Annotated in this window: 17 protein-coding genes and 1 pseudogene; 10 read left to right on the top strand and 8 right to left on the bottom strand. The window is 71.2% G+C overall.

The features are described 5' to 3' along the window. Positions 1-7 precede the first annotated feature (7 nt). The 3 genes and pseudogenes from LO763_RS25570 to LO763_RS25560 all read right to left on the bottom strand — a co-directional run. Entirely contained in the window at positions 8-910 is a 903-nt protein-coding gene (locus LO763_RS25570) for a sulfotransferase domain-containing protein (protein ID WP_230790666.1), read from the bottom strand. A gap of 136 nt (positions 911-1,046) precedes the next feature. Continuing rightward, positions 1,047-1,346, bottom strand: coding sequence for a hypothetical protein (locus LO763_RS25565; RefSeq protein ID WP_230790663.1), 300 nt, complete (start codon positions 1,344-1,346; stop codon positions 1,047-1,049). Between the two features lie 73 nt (positions 1,347-1,419). Further along, positions 1,420-1,593 (bottom strand): annotated as a pseudogene (locus tag LO763_RS25560) (transposase family protein); the annotation flags it as partial. Between LO763_RS25560 and LO763_RS25555 the strand changes: the two are divergent. Beyond that, positions 1,507-1,959, top strand: a complete 453-nt coding sequence (locus LO763_RS25555) for a hypothetical protein (RefSeq protein ID WP_230790734.1) — start codon at positions 1,507-1,509, stop codon at positions 1,957-1,959. The pseudogene LO763_RS25560 and the gene LO763_RS25555 overlap by 87 nt on opposite strands. 91 nt (positions 1,960-2,050) lie before the next feature. Then, entirely contained in the window at positions 2,051-2,404 is a 354-nt protein-coding gene (locus LO763_RS25550) for an Lsr2 dimerization domain-containing protein (protein ID WP_230790662.1), read from the top strand. A gap of 42 nt (positions 2,405-2,446) precedes the next feature. Here the strand turns inward: LO763_RS25550 and LO763_RS25545 are convergent, their stop codons facing one another. Then, on the bottom strand, positions 2,447-2,974 hold the full coding sequence (locus LO763_RS25545) for a hypothetical protein (RefSeq protein WP_230790660.1): 528 nt from the start codon (positions 2,972-2,974) through the stop codon (positions 2,447-2,449). Between the two features lie 403 nt (positions 2,975-3,377). Further along, positions 3,378-3,644 (bottom strand): hypothetical protein, encoded by a 267-nt coding sequence (locus LO763_RS25540; protein WP_230790658.1) that lies wholly within the window; start codon positions 3,642-3,644, stop codon positions 3,378-3,380. A gap of 876 nt (positions 3,645-4,520) precedes the next feature. Here LO763_RS25540 and LO763_RS29480 point away from each other — a divergent pair. Beyond that, positions 4,521-7,133 (top strand): P-loop NTPase fold protein, encoded by a 2,613-nt coding sequence (locus LO763_RS29480; RefSeq protein ID WP_304608881.1) that lies wholly within the window; start codon positions 4,521-4,523, stop codon positions 7,131-7,133. Between the two features lie 84 nt (positions 7,134-7,217). On the opposite strand, the gene LO763_RS30155 is transcribed toward LO763_RS29480, so the two are convergent. Further along, positions 7,218-7,907 (bottom strand): TetR/AcrR family transcriptional regulator, encoded by a 690-nt coding sequence (locus tag LO763_RS30155; protein WP_230790655.1) that lies wholly within the window; start codon positions 7,905-7,907, stop codon positions 7,218-7,220. 97 nt (positions 7,908-8,004) lie between these two features. Between LO763_RS30155 and LO763_RS25525 the strand changes: the two genes are divergently transcribed. Both LO763_RS25525 and LO763_RS25520 read left to right on the top strand, forming a co-directional pair. Then, positions 8,005-8,922 (top strand): SDR family oxidoreductase, encoded by a 918-nt coding sequence (locus LO763_RS25525; RefSeq protein ID WP_230790653.1) that lies wholly within the window; start codon positions 8,005-8,007, stop codon positions 8,920-8,922. A 78-nt stretch (positions 8,923-9,000) separates the two neighbouring features. Then, entirely contained in the window at positions 9,001-9,417 is a 417-nt protein-coding gene (locus tag LO763_RS25520) for a MerR family transcriptional regulator (RefSeq protein ID WP_230790651.1), read from the top strand. A gap of 87 nt (positions 9,418-9,504) precedes the next feature. On the opposite strand, the gene LO763_RS25515 is transcribed toward LO763_RS25520, so the two are convergent. Beyond that, positions 9,505-11,001, bottom strand: coding sequence for a SulP family inorganic anion transporter (locus LO763_RS25515; protein ID WP_230790649.1), 1,497 nt, complete (start codon positions 10,999-11,001; stop codon positions 9,505-9,507). Between the two features lie 311 nt (positions 11,002-11,312). On the opposite strand from LO763_RS25515, the gene LO763_RS25510 reads away from it, so the two are divergent. Next, positions 11,313-12,581 (top strand): MFS transporter, encoded by a 1,269-nt coding sequence (locus tag LO763_RS25510; protein ID WP_230790647.1) that lies wholly within the window; start codon positions 11,313-11,315, stop codon positions 12,579-12,581. Positions 12,582-12,649: 68 nt separating this feature from the next. On the opposite strand, the gene aztA is transcribed toward LO763_RS25510, so the two are convergent. Continuing rightward, a complete protein-coding gene (gene aztA / locus LO763_RS25505; protein ID WP_230790645.1) occupies positions 12,650-13,303 on the bottom strand; it encodes a zinc ABC transporter ATP-binding protein AztA in 654 nt (217 codons plus the stop codon). Between the two features lie 48 nt (positions 13,304-13,351). Between aztA and aztB the strand changes: the two genes are divergently transcribed. From aztB to aztD, 4 genes are read left to right on the top strand one after another with little or no spacing between them, the layout of a single operon-like run. Next, positions 13,352-14,188: a zinc ABC transporter permease AztB gene (gene aztB, locus LO763_RS25500; protein WP_230790644.1), complete on the top strand. Its 837-nt coding sequence runs from the start codon at positions 13,352-13,354 to the stop codon at positions 14,186-14,188. Beyond that, a complete protein-coding gene (locus tag LO763_RS25495) occupies positions 14,189-15,349 on the top strand; it encodes a hypothetical protein (RefSeq protein ID WP_230790643.1) in 1,161 nt (386 codons plus the stop codon). Beyond that, positions 15,343-16,260 (top strand): zinc ABC transporter substrate-binding protein AztC, encoded by a 918-nt coding sequence (gene aztC, locus LO763_RS25490; protein ID WP_230790642.1) that lies wholly within the window; start codon positions 15,343-15,345, stop codon positions 16,258-16,260. Before LO763_RS25495 ends, aztC begins: the two co-directional genes overlap by 7 nt. Positions 16,261-16,317: 57 nt before the next feature. Next, positions 16,318-17,463: a zinc metallochaperone AztD gene (gene aztD, locus LO763_RS25485; protein WP_230790641.1), complete on the top strand. Its 1,146-nt coding sequence runs from the start codon at positions 16,318-16,320 to the stop codon at positions 17,461-17,463. The last annotated feature ends 206 nt before the right edge of the window (positions 17,464-17,669 follow it).

Below are 17,669 nucleotides of genomic sequence, written 5' to 3'. Positions count from 1 at the left end.
ACAACGCTTAGACGCCGTCCCGGTGCAACCAGGCGGCGATCTCGGGGGTCGTGAGCTCGGCGATGCGGGCCCGGTACCGCTCCAAGTCGGCGTCGTCAAGGAGGTCCTTCCACTGTCCGGTCGTTCCCTTGTTGAAGAAGGCGGCCCGGTCCTTCCAGATCGTGTTCTCGGGCGCGAGCGTCGCGGCCCTGCCGCGCACTTCGTCGAAGGTGGCGGCGCGGACCAGCTCCGGCCAGACCGCTTCGTTGACCGTGATACCCAGCGTCGCGGCGAGCGCGCGCATCTGGCCGTCGAGGTCGGTCTTGAGGTCGTCGAAGTGCAGCAGCACGACGTTGGGGTCGTCGCGCCGCTCCCAGAAGCCCTCCACATGGCGCAGCATCGCGTCCAGGCCGATGAGATTGTCGTCGGTCTCGACCCAGTTCCAGAACCGTTCGTACCGGGTCGGCGCCGGCGGCGTCATCGTCACCTCAAGGTCGACCGTGTCTGGGCCGAGGGCGTTCGCGCGCAGCCGCATGAGCTTCTCCATGTCCATGTTGGCGAAGTGGTGGTCCGCCGAGATGCCCACGTCGCGGGGGTCGCGTCCGATGCTGATGTAGGTGACGCGCTCGTCGCGGGGGAGGCCGTCCAGAGGCGTGTGGGACTTCATGAATCGGCGGTGGCCTTGCGCCGCCAGGAGCGCGAGCGTGTCCTCTTCGGATCGGAAGGACGCGTCCACCCAGATGGAGAGGTCGTCGAGCGGTCGCGGCAGCTCGGGCTGCCCGAACACCAGGAGGCCGCAGATGATCTGAGTCCAGGTGGTGCCGCATTTGGCGGGGGTGGAGACGACGATGTCGCCTTCGCGAAGTTCGACGCGGTCCCAGCGGGCGTTGTCCATGAACACGTTCTGGTAGCGGGCGGTGGGTGCGGCCACGGCGGTGCTCCTTGCCAGGGAAGGTGATCGGCCCAATACGCGGGGTGGACCGTTGACGCACCCACGCTACGAGTAACGTGACGATCACGCAAGCAAATGATCTTGGGTGTCGGTGCGGCGTCCGACCACTGACCGGTTACGACCGTTCCGGCCTCACGGACGAGGGCGGAGCCGGTGCCCAGTCCTGTTCGACCTCATCCCATCGGGACGGCTCCGCGACGACCTGCAACTCAGGTGCACCAGGAATCGCGTCGAACGCAAACGCGATATCCCAACCTGGCTCGCCATCAACGCCATTGTCAGGTTCAGCACGCAACGCGACAATGCCATGGCCGCCTTCAGGGGTCACCAGCACCCATTCGCCCTCGGCCAACCCGAACGCCGCGGCCGCCGCGGCAACCACTTCCGGTGCGGGCCCTTCATGCAGGTAGAACATGTACCCGTCGCTCGCCGGACCGTTGAACAGTTGAGGCCGGCGAACCAGGTGTCCAGGCCTGCGGCGATGAGACGGTCGAGTCGTGCTCGCGGCCCGGGCGGACCTCGGAGATCCACATCGGGTACCCATCGGGTGCGGAGACGACCTGGAGGCTCCCGCCGTGGGTCTGGTGCTTGCCCGACCACCACAGGTCGACGCCTTTCGTGGGGCCCTCGATGTGGGCCTTGTCGATCGGGATGAGGGTGCCGCGGGCGCCGGTGCCATCCCTGTGGCCTGCCGGGAGCGTGACACGGCAACATGGGACGCGCTCCGCCGTCTCGATCACGCCGCCACGCGCACCGGAGCGCTCGTCGAACATGCGTGCTTGCAAACCCTGCGCGGCCACTGGGGATCCCCGATCGCCGCTCATGCCCGCATCGACTGCGGCAGGCTCGTCATGACGGCCGCCGTGTACGCCGCAGACGGCAGCGCGTTCGTCATCTCGCACGGGATCGGGTCGCCCCTGGGTCCGTCAACGCTCGGCGAAGACCTCGGCATTGGCTTGCTCGAGCAAGGCGCCGCGGACCTCATCGCCGCGTCCGCACCTGTGAACGCCCTCGCTTCCCACGCGTAGCGTCGGCTCTCGGGCCCGCCGTCAACGACGATGCCTTGAACCGCTTGAGGTGTTACTGCCTGCGGTTCGCGGGCGTCGTACCCTCGAACGCGTGGACGCATGCAAGGACGACCTCGACGGCCGTGAAGCCGATCTGGGAATCACGTTCGGCATCGACGGCGTCCTCTACCGCATCCGGCTCTCCGTCGACCACGCCGCCGACTTGTACGACCTGCTCGCGTCGTACCGCGAGCAGGCCCGCCGCGTCGGCCTGGTCCATCTTGACGAACCCGAAATCTGCCTCCCAGCGGTCACGTTCGCGTCGCGCGGGGAAGCGCAAGCGGCCGCGCGCGATTGGGCGCGAGCCCGGGAACTGCCGGTCGCAGCGTACGGCGACGTCGCCGACGCGATCTGGTGCGCGTTCGAACTCGAACGCATGCTTGAGGCAACAGAGCAGCGGCAATGAGGAGACCACGGACGGCATGCACATCATGCGTCAGCAACCCGATCACGGCCGGCGGAAGCCGACGACGAGTCTGGCGAGGTCCCGCAGGAAGGCATAGAGCAGTGCGACCGCGGCGACACCGAAGCTCACGCCGACCAGCAGCGCGACGAGTCCAATGAGCGCCAGTGCAATGACGTATCCAATCCACTCCCGAGAATCGTCGCCCCAAGCCGTAGGTCGCCGTTCCAGGCCGACGATCGGTTCGTTCTCCACAAGCCACGCGTCCAGGGTCCGTCCCTTCGCGCAGGGACCGCCGGTCTCGATCGCGGCCTCCACTGCAGCTCCACCGTCGTCGGGCGTGAAGGTGCCTTCGCAGGCCATCATGCCCATGCCCGCGTCGTACTCCCGTTCGATCGTGACCGTGCCAGGGATTCCGATCTCGCCGTGCGAGGCGCGGTACGCTTCCACGCCACCTGCCGCCATGCCGTACAGGAGCCAACCGCAAGCGGCGGTGACCACCGCGCAAAGCGCCAGGTACTTCAGGTAGAACAACGGATCCGGGTAGTCCTCGGTCGTCCACTGCGATGCCATTGCTGTTGCCTCCCGTTCCGTTGAGGCTCGGTCACGCGAACTGACCGACAGTCACGCACACCGAACCGGGGACCGGTCCCGCAGCGAGCCGATGAACTCCTTCGGAACCTCCTCGACAGCGACGCGAGGAAACTGCACTGCTTCAGGTTCTGATGGCGTAGGATCGGCCGCCGCGACCCGTACCGGCCCGCCGAGCGGGGTCGCCCAATGGCTACAGGGTTCGCATAGTCGCCGCGTCATGCCGTCATGAACGATCGTGCATCGCTGCGCATATTGGTGTCGCTCGATCGGTGCGGGCCATGTCGGCGAGCGCCGCAGTGGCCTCGGGTCGAACCTGCTTTGCGCCGGGACCGGGCTCACCGACATGCAGGGCTCAGCCGCGACGGTCAGACGAATGACCTCGTCAGGATGGCCACAGTTCCCAGGTTCCACGTTTGCCCTTGTGGAGCTCGGCATTCGGGTACGCCGATCGAGCCTCCTCGAGGCGCTGCATGACGTCGTCGATCGGTCCCGGCTTGATGACTGCCAGCGGCGTCGGCGGTGGCGCGACCTCGCACTCAGGTTCGGGCTTCACTGGCTGCAGTCCGAAAATCGCTCGCAGGCCTGCGGGCATGCACTGGGAGTGATCGAAGTTGGGAAGTGTCCCAGCGCCGCCCCAGCGGTGCTCCATGCGATACGGAGTGGATGCGGAACATTCCGTCCACCATTCGGGCAGGATGCCCGCGGGCCGTTCTGCACGTGAACCAGGCGCGGGCCGGCCGCGGAACAAGCACAGCGACAGCGCGTACTCGTGTCACTCGCGCGGTGCCTGGCATTCGGAGCACATGGCGGAAGAACGCGGCACCGGCCTCCTCCCGCAGCAGCAACGCTGCGACTTGGTCGGTGTCGATGGTGTCGCGGCGGTCCCCAGTGACGCGAACCGGTCATAGGCGTGAGGTCACGACAGGCTCCAACGGGCACGTGGCCGGGCGTTGGCGGTCGCGCCCCACGTGTCCGCGGGGACGGTCGCATGGGTGAACTCGTGTGCCCTTCACGGCTCCCATGCCGCTGGCAAAGGTCATCACTCGCACCGCATAATTCACTGAATGGTGTTGCAGCGCGGCAATTCTCATGATGATGCCAATTGCACTCGCGACTGACTCTCACGCGAGAGGAGTACGCGTCCACCGTTCGAACCCGCCTAGTCACCGCAGCGGTCGCAGCCACCGGTTTCGAACCTGAGCGGACCACTCCGGTAGGCAAACCCCGCGCTGGCGTGCGAACTTGACACGTGCGCCGCTGGACCGCTCATCGGTGAGTACCCGCAAGCAAGCCCCTTGAAGCCCTTAACGCATTGCGGTGCAGGGCTACTGGCGAGGCGGGTTGGGCCCTTGTCGGTTCCCTGTGAGGGTAAGCCCCAGCGGTGTGCCGCTTGGTCATCTTGTCCAGGAGCCTGGTCCTCTCGGCGAACCCTGACAAGCGGGACCGGGCGCTAGAATCGGCACCGATCGCCTTGCCCGCCGATGACCTGCCCCGACAATGACGTCCACGGATCGAGGTTGCTCTCATGACCGCCCTGCGCGTGCCCCGACCGACACCGGTCGGGGAGGTCGATCCCCGGTCGCTGCTGCTGATGCCGCCCTTGACGACGCAACTGCAGCCGTACCTGCCGAGAAAGGTCGACGAGGAACTCGATCGGGCCCTGGCCTCACCGGGCTTCGTGCTGGTCCAGGCCGAATCGTTCGCCGGTGCGCGGCGATCGGCCTACGAGGCGCTGCTGCGGAATCTGCCGGACGCCCTGCTCGTCTCGCACGACGGGGGGACCTTCGAGGACACTGATGCCGCGGTTCTGTGGGTCGACTACCACGACCGCGAACGGGAGGCCCTGCGTCGTGAATTCGAGCGGCTGCGGATCTGGCAGCAGGACTCGGTAGCGCGGTGGGTCATGGCCATCACCAGTGTGGACGACCTCAGCGTCTCGCATGAAGGCCGCCTCGACACGTCACTGCCGATCCCGCTACCGCACACGGTGCGCATCCGGTCCAATCTCACCTCGGACGAGCGATCGGGGCTGGCCGAGCGCGGGCTGGACGACGCACTCCAGACGGTGGCCGCGGTCTACGGCGCGGTCGAGCGCAATGCCGTTCCGCAGGGCGACTCGGAGGGAGACGGCCCAGCGGGCCGCGTTGACCTCCCCGACGGCCTGTTCTTCCAGGAGCCTGGCGAATACAGCGCCGGATACCATCCGGATACCGACACCGGTGAAGACCGCCTCGGCATCACCGCCGACGTGCACATGCTCGCCGACCTGGTCGCCTCTCGGCACATCACGCCGCCGCTGTCGGTGGGGTTGTTCGGCGACTGGGGTTCGGGCAAGAGCTTCTTCATGCGCCGCATGCGGATGCGGGTGCGCGAACTCGCCGCCGCCACCGCCCGCGCCGAGCAGGCCGCCCGGCGCAGCGGCCCGGCCGTCTCGGGGTACTGCTCGTCCATACGTCAGATCACCTTCAACGCATGGCATTACGCGGAGTCGAACCTGTGGGCGAGCCTGGCGACCCACCTGCTCGACAATCTCGCCTCCAGCGGATCGGAGGACGACCTGGAGCGCCACGCGAACGACCTGGCCGAGCGGCGCCGCCATCAGAAGTCGCTGCTCGACCAGCTCAGTTCGATACGGGTGGAACGGATGCTGATGAGCGCGCGGTTGGAGCGCGAGGCCCGGAGGACGCCTTCGCCGTCCGAGGTCGCCAGAGCGCTCGGACAGGTCATGGCCGACGAGAACTGGGTCACCGACGCGGCCGGCCTGCCCCAGGAGACCCTCGACCAGGTCCGGGCGTTCGCGGACGAGGCCACCGGCCTGGCCTCCGGTCTGCGCAACCTCTGGCGCCGCCTGGCGGGCACCCGCACGACCGGGATCGTCGTCGGCCTCGGGGTCGCGACCGCGGCGCTGGTCTTCCTGCTCGCCAACTCCGTGCTCTGGCCGTCGGTGGTCCTCGTGCTCACCGGGGCGGTCTCGTTGACCCCCGCGCTGAGTGCCGTGCGGGCGAGCGTGCGACGTATCCGCAGCACCGCCGATCGGCTGACCGCCCGCGCCGAGGAGCCCGCCCGTGCCAGGCTGGCCGAGCTCGACACCGAGCAGACCCGGCTCGAGCAGGCGCTCGCCGACCTCGCTCCGGCGCAGGACCTCGCCGCCTTCGCCCGCGACCGCAGCCCGGACTACCGGCGACACCTCAGCGTCGTGTCGCTCCTCCGCCGCGACCTCGAGGTGTTCGCGGCGATGCTGGCCCGCGACCGGCACGGCGCAGGGGAGACCGCCGGACCCGAGCGGATCGTGCTGTACATCGACGACCTCGATCGGTGCCCGCCCGACGTGGTGGTCAAGGTTCTCGAGGCGGTCCACTTGCTTCTGGCCCAGCCGGTCTTCGCCATCGTGGTCGGCGCCGACGTCAACTGGCTGATGCGCTCGCTCGCCCAGCACTACGGCCCCGTGCTCGCCGAGGACGCCGCTCCCGGCGACCCCAAGAGCGCGCTGCGATACCTGGAGAAGATCTTCCAGATACCGCTCGCCCTCGCCCCCATGACCGGGGCGGGCTTCGCGACGCTCATCGCCGACCTCGGCCGGAACGAGCCGACAGCGGTCGCTCCCGACATGCCGGCCGCCGCGCCTCCGGAGCCCGGTCTCGCCAACCGGCCTCTCGCCGGTACGGGACCCGCCCCTGCCCCCGATGCCGCCGAGACGCCCTGGGCCGCCCCGCCCGAACCGCGCCTGCGGCCCCGTCAGCTCGAGATCACCCAGGACGAACTCGACTACATCGCCGGCCTCGCGCCCCTGGTCCGCTCCCCTCGCAGCGCGAAGCGGCTGATCAACCTCTACCGCCTCCTCCGGGCCCGCCTACAGGACGACCAGCTCGCCGCTTTCCTGGAGGGCCGCGAACCCGGGTACCGGGCGGCGATCCCCCTCCTGGCCCTCATGGCGAGCCCGACGGACGCCTCGGCCTTGTTCCACGCCATCGAGCACGCCTCCGGACACGCCACGTGGCGCAGCCTGCTCGAGGACCTGCCGCACCTCGGCACTCCCGAGCTGCGGCACCTCAGCACCGCCGAGCAGGTGCCCTCCGACCTCACCGCGTACCGCGGCTGGCTGCCCCTCGTGCGGCGGTTCTCCTTCACCACCGCCTGAAACCGTGACGGCGGCACTCGGCGGCACGCCTGGGAAGGCGCCGGCCGCCGAGCCCGGATCAGGTCCGGCGCCCGGACTCCCCGGTCAGGTCGTCTTCTTTGCTTCGGCGGCGATCGGGTTCGGTTCGCGGTGGGCCAGGCCGGTCAGGGTGGTCGCCACGTACTCGTGCAGCGACGTCCTCAGGTCGTGGCGCATGGCCGCGAGTTCGGGGAGGAGTTCGTAGGCGGCCTCCATGCCGGGGGAGGGCCGGGTCCCGGCCCAGATGCCCCCGATGCCGAGGATGACCATGCCCGCCAAGGTGATCGACGCGTTCTCGCTGAAACCGCCGAGGCGGTCGCCGACGATCTCGGCGAAGCGGCGGGCGTTGGCGGCGAACGCGAGCTTGTAGGTCGCGGCGACCCCGGCGGAGAGGTTCCGTTCGAGCACCGCCTGCGAGGTCGCGGCCAGCTCGCACAGGCGCGGCCGCCCGGCGGCGGTGTCGGCCAGCGCCGCGGCGACCGACTCGATGTCGGCCCCGGCCGGCGGCAGTGCATGTTCCAGTTCGTCGAGCCAGTCGCGGAACTCGCGGTTGTAGACGTCCAGGAGGACCGCCTCGCGGGACTCGAAGTAGCGCAGCACGTTCGACTTCGCCAGGCCCGAGCGCCGGGCCAGTTCGGTGAGCGTCAGGTCGGTCACGCGCACCTCGTCGAGCAGTTCGAGCGCCGCCGCGACGATGGCCTCGCGTCGCTCGGCCCGCTGCCCTTCGGTCCGGGCGCGTCGGAATTCGCCGTTCACTGCGCTCCTCGCTGCGTTCGCTTGTTAAGAGACCGGCGGTCTGTTATCTTCGGGATAGCAGACCGTTGGTCTCTTAATCTACCGCAGGGAGCGGCCCATGTATCAGGTACCGGACCAGTCGGGCAGGCGGATCGTCGTCACCGGCGCCAACAGCGGCACCGGCAAGGAGGCGGCCAAGCGGCTCGCCGCCGCCGGGGCCGAGGTCGTCATGGCCGTGCGCTCGCCCGAGCGAGGCGAGGCCGCCCGGGCCGAGATCGCCGCGGCCGTCCCGGACGCGCGCCTCGACGTCCGCCGCCTCGACCTCGCCGACCTTGCCTCGGTGCGGCTCTTCGCCGAAGACCTGCTCGCCGACGGCGAACCGATCCACACCCTGGTCAACAACGCCGGGGTGATGCGCCCGCCCAAGCGACTGGAGACCGCCGACGGCTTCGAGCTCCAGTTCGGCACCAACTTCCTCGGCCCGTTCCTGCTCACCAACCTGCTCCTGCGCCGCCTCGTCGAGTCGGGCGGCGGGCGGGTCGCCACCATGACCAGCGGCGTCGCCCACGGCGCCGCGATCCGCTTCGCGGACCTGCAATGGCGCGCCTCCTACCGGCCGTTCGCGGCCTACGGCCAGTCCAAGCTCGGGAACATGCTGATGGCGATCCGGCTCGCCCAGATCGCCGGGGCGCGCGGCTGGCCCCTGCTGAGCACCCTCGCGCACCCCGGGTACACCCGCACCAACCTCCAGACGGCGGGCGTGAACCTCGCCCGCAGCCCCGAGGCCGCCAAACCGCCGATCCAGCGGACCCTCCTGCCCTCCCAGGACGTCGCGCAGGGCGCCGAGCCGATCCTGTTCGCCGCCGCCGACCCGGCCGCCGCCCAGGGCGCCTACTACGGCCCGCGGCGCATGCTCACCGGCCCGACCAAGCGGATCGACCTCCCGCGCAGCGCCCGCCGCGGCCCCGACTACGCCGCGTCGCTCTGGTCGGTCGCCGCCGACCTCACCGGCGCCCCCTCCCCGTCGTCCCTGTGACCGCCGCCCGCCGAAGGACCGGGCGCGCCCGGAACGCGCCCCGGTAAGGTTGCGGTCCCGGACGCGGAGGGGGCGGCGATGGGCGAGGGCGAGTTCATGCAGATCGGCGAGGTGGCCGACCGGACCTCCTTGAGCCTGCGGACGATCCGCTACTACGAGGAGGTCGGCCTGGTGGTGCCCTCGGGGCGCAGCCAGGGCCGGTTCCGGCTCTACTCCGAGGCCGACGTGCGCCGCCTGTGGCTGATCCGCAAGCTCAAACCGCTGGATCTCTCGCTCGACCAGATCCGCGACCTGCTCGCCGCCCTCGACCGCTCCGGTGCCGCCGACATCGCCCCCGACGAGGCCGCCGCGTTGCGGTCGTCGCTGGCCGCGTTCCACGCGATCGCCCGGGCCCGGTGCGCGCTGATGCGGGAGCAGCTGGTCGGCGCGGAGGAGTTCGCCGCCGATGTGGCCGACCGGATCGCCGCCCTCGAACCCGCCGCGGACGGGTCCTGACCGGCCGCCCGCGAACGGGGCGGCGAAGCGACCGGCCCCGGACGTCCGAATCGGAGCGCCCGAGGCCGGTGAGATGAGCGGAGCCGGTCAGTGCGCCGAGGTGAGGCTCCCCGAGAGCTCCCCGTGGAGCTTCGCGCTGGACCGGTTGAGGCCGACGAACTCGACGGTCTTGCCCCGGGCGGCGTACTTCGCCTCGATCGCGTCCAGCGACGAGACGGTGGAGGCGTCCCACACGTGGGCGTCGGAGAGGTCGATGACGACCTCGGCCGGGTCGTTCTCGTAGTCGAAGCAGTGGACCAGGTCGTTCGAGGAGGCGAAGAACAGCTGCCCCGTGACGGCGTAGACCGCGGTCGAGCCGTCCGGGTCGGTGACGCCGGTGACCTCGACGACGTGGGCGACCTTGCGGGCGAAGGCGACCATGGCGACGATGACGCCCGCGCCGACGCCGATGGCGAGGTTGTGGGTGGCCACGGTCGCGGCGACGGTGGCGACCATGACGACGGTCTCGGAGACCGGCATCCTCTTCAGGGTCCTGGGGCGGATCGAGTGCCAGTCGAAGGTCACCGCCGACACGAAGACCATCACCGCGACCAGCGCCGCCATGGGGATCCGCGCGACCAGGTCGCCGAGGACCACGATGAGGATCAGCAGGAAGAACCCGGCCGAGAAGGTCGAGAGGCGCGAGCGGGCCCCGGACTTGACGTTGATCATGGTCTGGCCGATCATCGCGCACCCGGCCATGCCGCCGAAGAACCCGACCAGGACGTTCCCGATGCCTTGGCCCGCGGCTTCGCGGGTCTTGTTGGAGCGGGTGTCGGTGGCGTCGTCCACGACCTTGGCGGTCATGAGCGACTCCAGGAGCCCGACCGCGGCGAGGCCGATCGCGTACGGGGCGATCACCCCGAGCGTGTCGAGGTCGAACGGGACGTCCGGCAGCGCGAGGAACGGCAGCCCCGAGGGCAGCTCGCCCATGTCGCCCACGTTCGGCACCGCGATGCCGAAGGACACGGTCGCCGCGGTGAGCGTCACGATGGCGACCAGCGGCGAGGGGACGGCCTTGAACACCAGGGGCAGGCCCCAGATGACGGCGAGTCCGGCGCCGATCAGGGCCCACACCGTCCAGTCGGCGCCCCAGAAGTGCGGGATCTGCGCCATGAAGATGAGGATCGCGAGGGCGTTGATGAACCCGGTGAGGACGCTGCGGGGGATGAACCGCATCAGCTTGGCGATGCCGGTGAACGCCAGCACCACCTGGAACAGGCCCGCGAGGATGGTGGCCGCGATCAGGTACCCGACCCCGTGGGAGGCGACCAGGGGCGCGACGACCAGGGCCATCGCGCCGGTCGCGGCCGAGATCATGGCCGGACGCCCGCCCAGGAACGCGATCGAGCAGGCCATGACGAACGAGGCGAACAGTCCGACCCGGGGGTCGACGCCGGCGATGATCGAGAACGCGATGGCCTCGGGGATCAGCGCGAGCGCGACCAGCAGCCCCGCGAGCAGCTCGGTCCGCAGGAACGGCACGAGCGGTCGGGGCAGGGTGAAGCGGGCGCGGCGGAGCACGGGCAGGGCGGCAGAGGACATACGGCACCGTTCATGAGAGGCGTCGGACTCGCACCGAGACGGGGTTGGGACGGTGCCGGAGGACGGCACCGATACTACTGCGCCACTGGAGGGTGTCCGTGGTTATCGTGTCTGTTGGTGTGGCGTTTAACAATGACGCTGCGGAAGGGTTGATCGATGCGGGTACCGCATTCCGCGCACGGTGCGGTCGCGCGGACCAGTCTGCGGGATTCGGGGAGGCGCCCGTCTCCTGCCGCGCTCTAGGCTGGGCGCAGCATCTGCCTGCCGACCGGTAAGCCACAGCAGCCCGCACCTCCTGGAGCTCCAACGCCGTGACCACCACCGCGCCCCGCACCGCCCCGGCCCGCTTCGCCGGCCCCCGCATGGTCGTCGTCGCGACCCTCGCCCTGGGCCTGACCGCGCCCGGCCAGACCGCCTCGATCTCGGTGTTCCTCGACCCGATGATCGCCGAGCTCGGCGTCTCGCGCACCGCCGTCTCCACCGCCTACATGGTCGGCACCCTCACCGGGGCCCTCGCCCTGCCGTGGATCGGCCGCGCCGTCGACCGCTACGGCACCCGCGTCACCATGACGATCGTGGCCGCCGCCTTCGGCCTCGCCCTCGTCGGACTCTCCTTCGCCCAGGACGTCATCGGCCTCGGCGCCGGGTTCATCGGCATCCGGATGCTCGGCCAGGGCGCCCTGGGCCTGTGCGCGGCCACCCTCGTCTCGCGCTGGTACGACCGGCGCCGCGGCACCGTCCTGGGCCTCCAGGGCGCCATCGGCGGCGGGATCATCTCCCTGTCCCCGGTCCTGCTCGAGCGCCTCATCACCGCCACCGACTGGCGCACCGCCATGCACCTCGAAGCGGCCGTCGTCGCCCTCGTCCTCATCCCGGTCTCGATCCTGCTGGTGCGCAACCGGCCCGCCGACATCGGCCAGTTCGTCGACGGCCACCCCGCGGGCAGCGAGCACCACCGTCCCGAATGGGGGATGAGCCGCCGCGAGGCCGTGCGCCACCCCTACTTCTGGGTCCTGACCGCCACCGTGGGCACCGCCGGGTTCTTCGGCACCGCCATCGGCTTCCACCAGATCGCCCTCCTCGGCGAGCAGGGCCTCTCGGCCACCGAGGCCGCCGCGAACTTCCTGCCCCAGACCGTCGCCGGCACCCTCGCCACGCTCCTGCTGGGCTACCTCGTCGACAAGGGCCGCCCCCGGCTGCTGCTGGCCGCCTCCATGCTCGGCTTCGCCCTCGCCGTCGCCTGGGGCACCGCCGTCGCCCCCGGCTGGTCCGCCCTCGGCTTCGGCCTCGCCATCGGCGCCGCCGGGAACGCCCTGCGCTCCATCGAGAGCGCCATGACCCCGCGCCTGTTCGGGACCGCCCACATCGGCGCCATCCGCGGCGTCGTCTCGTCCGTGACCATCGCCGCGGTCGCCTTCGCGCCGCTGCTGTACTCGCTGTTCCACGACTGGACCGGGTCGTTCCGGCTCGTGCTGTGGCTCTCGACCATCGTCCCGCTCCTCGTCGCCGCGGCCGCCCTCATCGCACCCTTGCCGCACTCCCGCGGCGCCGTCGATTCCCCAAGCGGCGCAGGGGACTGAGGGCCTCAGGGACGCAGTGAGCGCGTCGGTCGGGACCGGGCGGACCCCCGGCGTCCCCGCCGCCGCGTTCACGGGGCGTCAGCCAGGAGCCGGCCGCCGGACAGCGCGATGCGGTGCCCTGCCTCGGCCGCGTCCTCGGGGTCGTGGGTGGCGTGGACGACCGTCACGCCGCGTGCGCTCTCCTCGGCGAGGACGGCGGCGATCCGCCGTTTCGCCTCGGCGTCGAGCCCGGTGGCGGGCTCGTCGAGCAGGAGCAGATCCGACTGCTGCGCGAGCCCCTGGGCCAGCAGGACGCGTTGGCGCTGACCGCCTGAGAGGGAGCCGAGCCGGCGGGAGGCGAGGTCGGCGACGCCGAGGCGGTCCATGCACCGCTCGACGACGGAGCGGTCGTCGCGGGTGAGCCGCCGCCACGCCCCGCGGTGCGCCCACCGGCCCATGGCCACGGCCTGCGCGACGGTGACGGGCAGCGCGTCAGGCACCTCGCTGCGTTGGACGACCAGCGCCGCCCGCGACTCGTGGAACCGCCGCAGCGATCCGGACGCCAGCGGGTGCGTGCCCGAGAGGAGGCCGAGCAGCGTCGACTTCCCCGACCCGTTGGGCCCGGTCACCGCCGTGACCTGATGCGCCGGAACCGAGACGGTCACCTCGCGCAGTACCGTGGCCGGTCCGTGGCGCGCGCTCGCCCGCTCCAGTTCGATCGCGTTCGGCATGGGTCGGATCACAACCTTTCATCCTTGGAATTGAAAACGATTATCATTATAGTTCTGCCGGTGGAATGGTTGACCGAACCCTTCGAGGTCGGATTCGTGGCCCGGGCGCTGTGGGGCGGCCTGCTCGTCTCGGCGCTCTGCGGCCTCGCGGGCACCTGGGTCGTCCTGCGCGGCATGGCGTTCATGAGCGACGCGATGTCGCACGGCATGCTGCCGGGCGTCGCGGTCGCCGCGCTCCTGGGCGGGAACCTCCTGCTCGGGGCCGCGATCAGCGCGGCCGCGATGGCCCTCGGCGTCACGGCGCTGTCGCGCTCCCGCCGCCTCTCCCACGACACCGGCATCGGGCTGCTGTTCGTCGGCATGCTCGCGGCGGGCGTCGTCATCGTCTCCCGCTCCCAGTCGTTCGCCGTGGACCTCACCGGGTTCCTCTTCGGCGACGTGCTGGCGGTCAGGGACGTCGACCTGGCGGTGCTCGCCGGCGCGCTGGCGGCGGCGCTCCTGCTCGCGGTCGCGTTCCACCGACCCTTCGTGGCGCTGGCGTTCGACCGGCGCAAGGCCGCCACCCTCGGCATGCGCCCCGGCCTGGCCCAAGGAGTCATGATCGGTCTGCTGACGCTGGCGATCGCGGCCTCGTTCCACGTCGTCGGCACCCTGCTCGTCTTCGGCCTGCTGATAGCCCCGCCCGCGGCGATGTCGCTGTGGGCCGACCGGATCCCCGTCATCATGGTCGGCGCCGCCGCGCTCGGCGCGGCCGCGACCGCGGGCGGGCTCCTCGTCTCCTGGCACCTCGGGACGGCCGCGGGCGCCACCATCGCCGGGCTCGCGGTCGCCTGCTTCTTCGCCTCCGCACTGGCCGCGCTGCTGCGCGACCGCCTCCCCGCCCTGAAAGGACACTGAATGCCGCCGCCTATCCGAGCACGAGCCGCCGCCGCGCTCGCGGGATGCGCACTGCTCGCGAGCTGCTCCAGCGGACCCGCCGCCCCGCAAGACGACGCCCTGCCCACGCCGCACGGCTTCGTCGAGGGCGCCGAGGAGACCGCCGAGGCCCAATGGCGCCTCGTCGTCACCGAAGCCGACTCCGGAGACGTCTACCTGCTGGACCCGGTCACGGAGGAGCCGACCAGGCTCGCCACCGTCGACGGCGCCGGGTCGCCGACGACCGACGGCCGCTTCGTCTACCTGTCCGACGGCTCGCGCACCCACGTCGTCGACAGCGGGGTCTGGACCGTCGACCACGGCGACCACGTGCACTACTACAGGACCGAGCCGGGAACCGTCGGCGAGGTCGAGGGGGCCGGGTTCACCGCGGTCGGCGATCCGGCCGTGACGGTCCTGAACTCCGGGCAGGGCACGGTGCCGCTCGACCGCGAGGCCCTGGAGGCGGGCGAGATCCGACCGGTCGCGGAGCTCGACGCGCAGGCCGCGCTCCCCTACGATCAGCGGCTGCTCGCCGTCGAGGACGGCACCGTCCAGGTGCTGGACCGCGGCGGGCGACCGGAGGCCGAACTCGCCGAGCCCTGCCCGCAGCCGCAGGCGGCCGCCGCCACCCGCCGCGGCGCCGTGTTCGCCTGCGAGGACGGGGCGCTGCTGGTCTCCGGCGACGGCGGTGAACTGGCGGCGGAGAAGATCCCCTACCCCGAGGGCGAGGGCGTCGACGGCGGTTTCCACCACCGCCCCGGCACCGCGGTCCTGGCCGCCCGCAGCCTGACCGGCGAGGCGCTGGTGCTGGACGTCAAGGCGCGCCGGTGGCTCACGCTCGACGGCCCGGAAGCGGTGGCGGTCAGCGCGACCGGCGAGGACTCGCCCGTCCTCGTGCTCGGGTGGGACGGCGTGCTGCGCTCCTACGACCCCGCCACCGGCGCCGAACTCGCGCAGGTCGAGGTCATGGCCATCGCCGACGGCGCCGCCCCGACGATCCAGGTCGACACCGCCCGCGCCTACCTCAACGACCCGGACGGCGCGGCCGTCCACGAGATCGACTACCGCGACGACCTGCGCCCGGCCCGGACCTTCGAACTCGACTTCCGCCCCGACGCCATGGTGGAGACGGGATGGTAGCCGCGCTCACGCGACGCGCGCTGGTGTCGCTGCCGCTCGTCGCCGCGATGGCGGGCTGCACCGGCGGCTCCGGCCGGTCCGGCGTCGTCGTCACCACGAACATCCTGGGCGACCTCGCCCGCAACGTCATCGGCGGCCAGGCCGACGTGACGGTGCTGATGGCGGCCGGCGCCGACCCGCACTCCTTCGGCGTCTCCGCCAGGCAGGCGGCCTCGCTGGAGCGGGCGGAACTCCTGATCCACAACGGACTCGGCCTCGAGGAGGGCGTGCTCGCCCACGTCGAGGCGGCCGCGGCCGCGGGCGTGCCCGACCTCGCCGTCGGTGAGCGCGTCGACCCCATCGAGTACACCGCCGACGAGACCGCCGGGCAGCCCGACCCGCACTTCTGGACCGACCCGGTCCGCGTCGGCGAAGCGGTGGGGATCATCGCCGAGCAGGTGGTCGAGCACGTCTCGGGGATCGACGCCGAGCAGGTCCGCGCCAACGCCGAGGCGTACCGCGCGCAGGTCGACGAGCTGCACGAGCGCACCACCGAGCTGTTCGACGCGATCCCCGAGGAGCGCCGCAGACTCGTCACCAACCACCACGTCTTCGGCTACCTGGCCGAGCGGTACGGCTTCGAGGTCGTCGGCGCGGTCATCCCCAGCGGCACCACGCTGGCCTCGCCCAGCGGCTCCGACCTGAAGGACCTGGCCGACGCCGTCGCCGAATCCGGCGTCCCCGTGGTGTTCGCGGACTCCTCGCAGCCGGAGCGGCTGATCGAGGCCATGGCAGAGGAGACCGGCCTGGACATCGCGATCGTCCCCCTGTTCACCGAATCGCTCACCGAGCCCGGGCAAGGCGCCGGGACCTACCTCGACATGGCCGCGAGCAACGCCCAGGCCATCGCGGACGGCCTGGGGCGGCACTGAACCGACACCCCGCCCATCAGGGGCCCGACGGGCCCCGACACCGAGAAAAGGATGCACATGAAAACGCGCGCACTATGGGTGCCCTCGCTGCTCACCACCGGTCTTCTGCTCGCCGCGTGCGGCGGGCCCGCCGAGGACACCGCGGAAGACGACGCCGTCGAGGTCGACGACGCCCTCGTCGTCACCTACGACGGCGGCCTCTACGTGCTCGACGGCACGACGCTCGAGATCGCGGCGGACCTGCCCCTGGAGGGCTTCAACCGGCTCAACCCCGCCGGGGACGACCGCCACGTCCTCGTGTCCACTTCGACCGGGTTCCGGGTCCTGGACGCGGCGGCGGCCGACCTGACCGGGGACGAGTTCGCCGCCGCCGAACCCGGCCACGTCGTCAACCACGCCGGCACCACCGTCCTCTTCGCCGACGGCAGCGGCGAGGTCACCCTCTTCGACCCGCAGGACCTCGGCGACGGACTGCCGGAGGCCGAGACCTTCACCACCGAGCAGCCGCACCACGGCGTGGCCGTGCGGACGGAGACCGGCGAACTGGTGGTGAGCCTCGGCGACGCGGAGACCCGCTCCGGCATCCAGGTCCTCGACGCCGACCGCGACGAGGTCGCCCGCAGCGAGGACTGCCCCGGCGTCCACGGCGAGTCGGCCGCCGCGGACGACACGATCGTCGTCGGCTGCGAAGACGGCGTCCTGGTCTACCGCGACGGCGCGATCACCAAGGCCGCCAGCCCCGACGAGTACGGCCGCATCGGCAACACCCGCGGGCACGACGACTCGCCGTTCATCCTCGGCGACTACAAGGTCGACCCCGAGGCCGAGCTCGAGCGCCCCGAGCGGGTGTCGATCATCGACACCGAGACGGCCGAGATGCGCCTGCTCGACATCGGCGCCAGCTACAGCTTCCGCTCGCTGGCCCGCGGCCCCGAGGGCGAGGGCATCGTGCTGGGCACCGACGGCGCGCTCCGCGTCATCGACATGGCGAGCGCCGAGATCACCGAGACGATCCCGGTGACCGCCGCCTGGGAGGAGCCGATCGAATGGCAGGAGCCCCGCCCCTCCGTCTTCGTGCGCGGCGGGACCGCCTACGTGAACGACCCGGCGGCCTCGAAGATCCTCGCGGTGGACCTCGCTTCGGGCGACGTCCTCGCCGAAGGGGACCTGCCCGCGCCCGCCAACGAGATGACCGGCGTCTGAGCACGGCCCGGTGACCGGGGCCGACCGGCCCCGGTTCGGTTCTGAGGCGAAGCCCCGGCCGACTCGGCCGGGGCTTCGCGCACCGGTGCCCTATCGCGGAGCGGGAGTCCGAACCGCACGTCCATCGAGGAGGGACTGGAAGAAGCCGGTGCCCGTGACGCGACGGCCTGGACCGCGTGGCGCACGATGAAGGCGGTCTCGGCCGT

It is taken from the genome of Glycomyces amatae (assembly GCF_020991375.1).
Lineage (GTDB): Bacteria > Actinomycetota > Actinomycetes > Mycobacteriales > Micromonosporaceae > Glycomyces > Glycomyces amatae.
Note: the sequence above shows the minus strand (reverse complement) of the source record. Positions and strands in the feature narration are given on the sequence as shown.

Bases quoted from the DNA above. Each gene is read 5' to 3' on its own strand.
- LO763_RS25565 (WP_230790663.1), bottom strand. From the start codon at position 1,346: ATGTTCTACCTGCATGAAGGGCCCGCACCGGAAGTGGTTGCCGCGGCG.
- LO763_RS25545 (WP_230790660.1), bottom strand. From the start codon at position 2,974: ATGGCATCGCAGTGGACGACCGAGGACTACCCGGATCCGTTGTTCTAC.
- LO763_RS25540 (WP_230790658.1), bottom strand. From the start codon at position 3,644: ATGGAGCACCGCTGGGGCGGCGCTGGGACACTTCCCAACTTCGATCAC.
- LO763_RS29480 (WP_304608881.1), top strand. From the start codon at position 4,521: ATGACCGCCCTGCGCGTGCCCCGACCGACACCGGTCGGGGAGGTCGAT.
- LO763_RS25525 (WP_230790653.1), top strand. From the start codon at position 8,005: ATGTATCAGGTACCGGACCAGTCGGGCAGGCGGATCGTCGTCACCGGC.
- LO763_RS25520 (WP_230790651.1), top strand. From the start codon at position 9,001: ATGGGCGAGGGCGAGTTCATGCAGATCGGCGAGGTGGCCGACCGGACC.
- LO763_RS25515 (WP_230790649.1), bottom strand. From the start codon at position 11,001: ATGTCCTCTGCCGCCCTGCCCGTGCTCCGCCGCGCCCGCTTCACCCTG.
- LO763_RS25495 (WP_230790643.1), top strand. From the start codon at position 14,189: ATGCCGCCGCCTATCCGAGCACGAGCCGCCGCCGCGCTCGCGGGATGC.
- aztC (WP_230790642.1), top strand. From the start codon at position 15,343: ATGGTAGCCGCGCTCACGCGACGCGCGCTGGTGTCGCTGCCGCTCGTC.
- aztD (WP_230790641.1), top strand. From the start codon at position 16,318: ATGAAAACGCGCGCACTATGGGTGCCCTCGCTGCTCACCACCGGTCTT.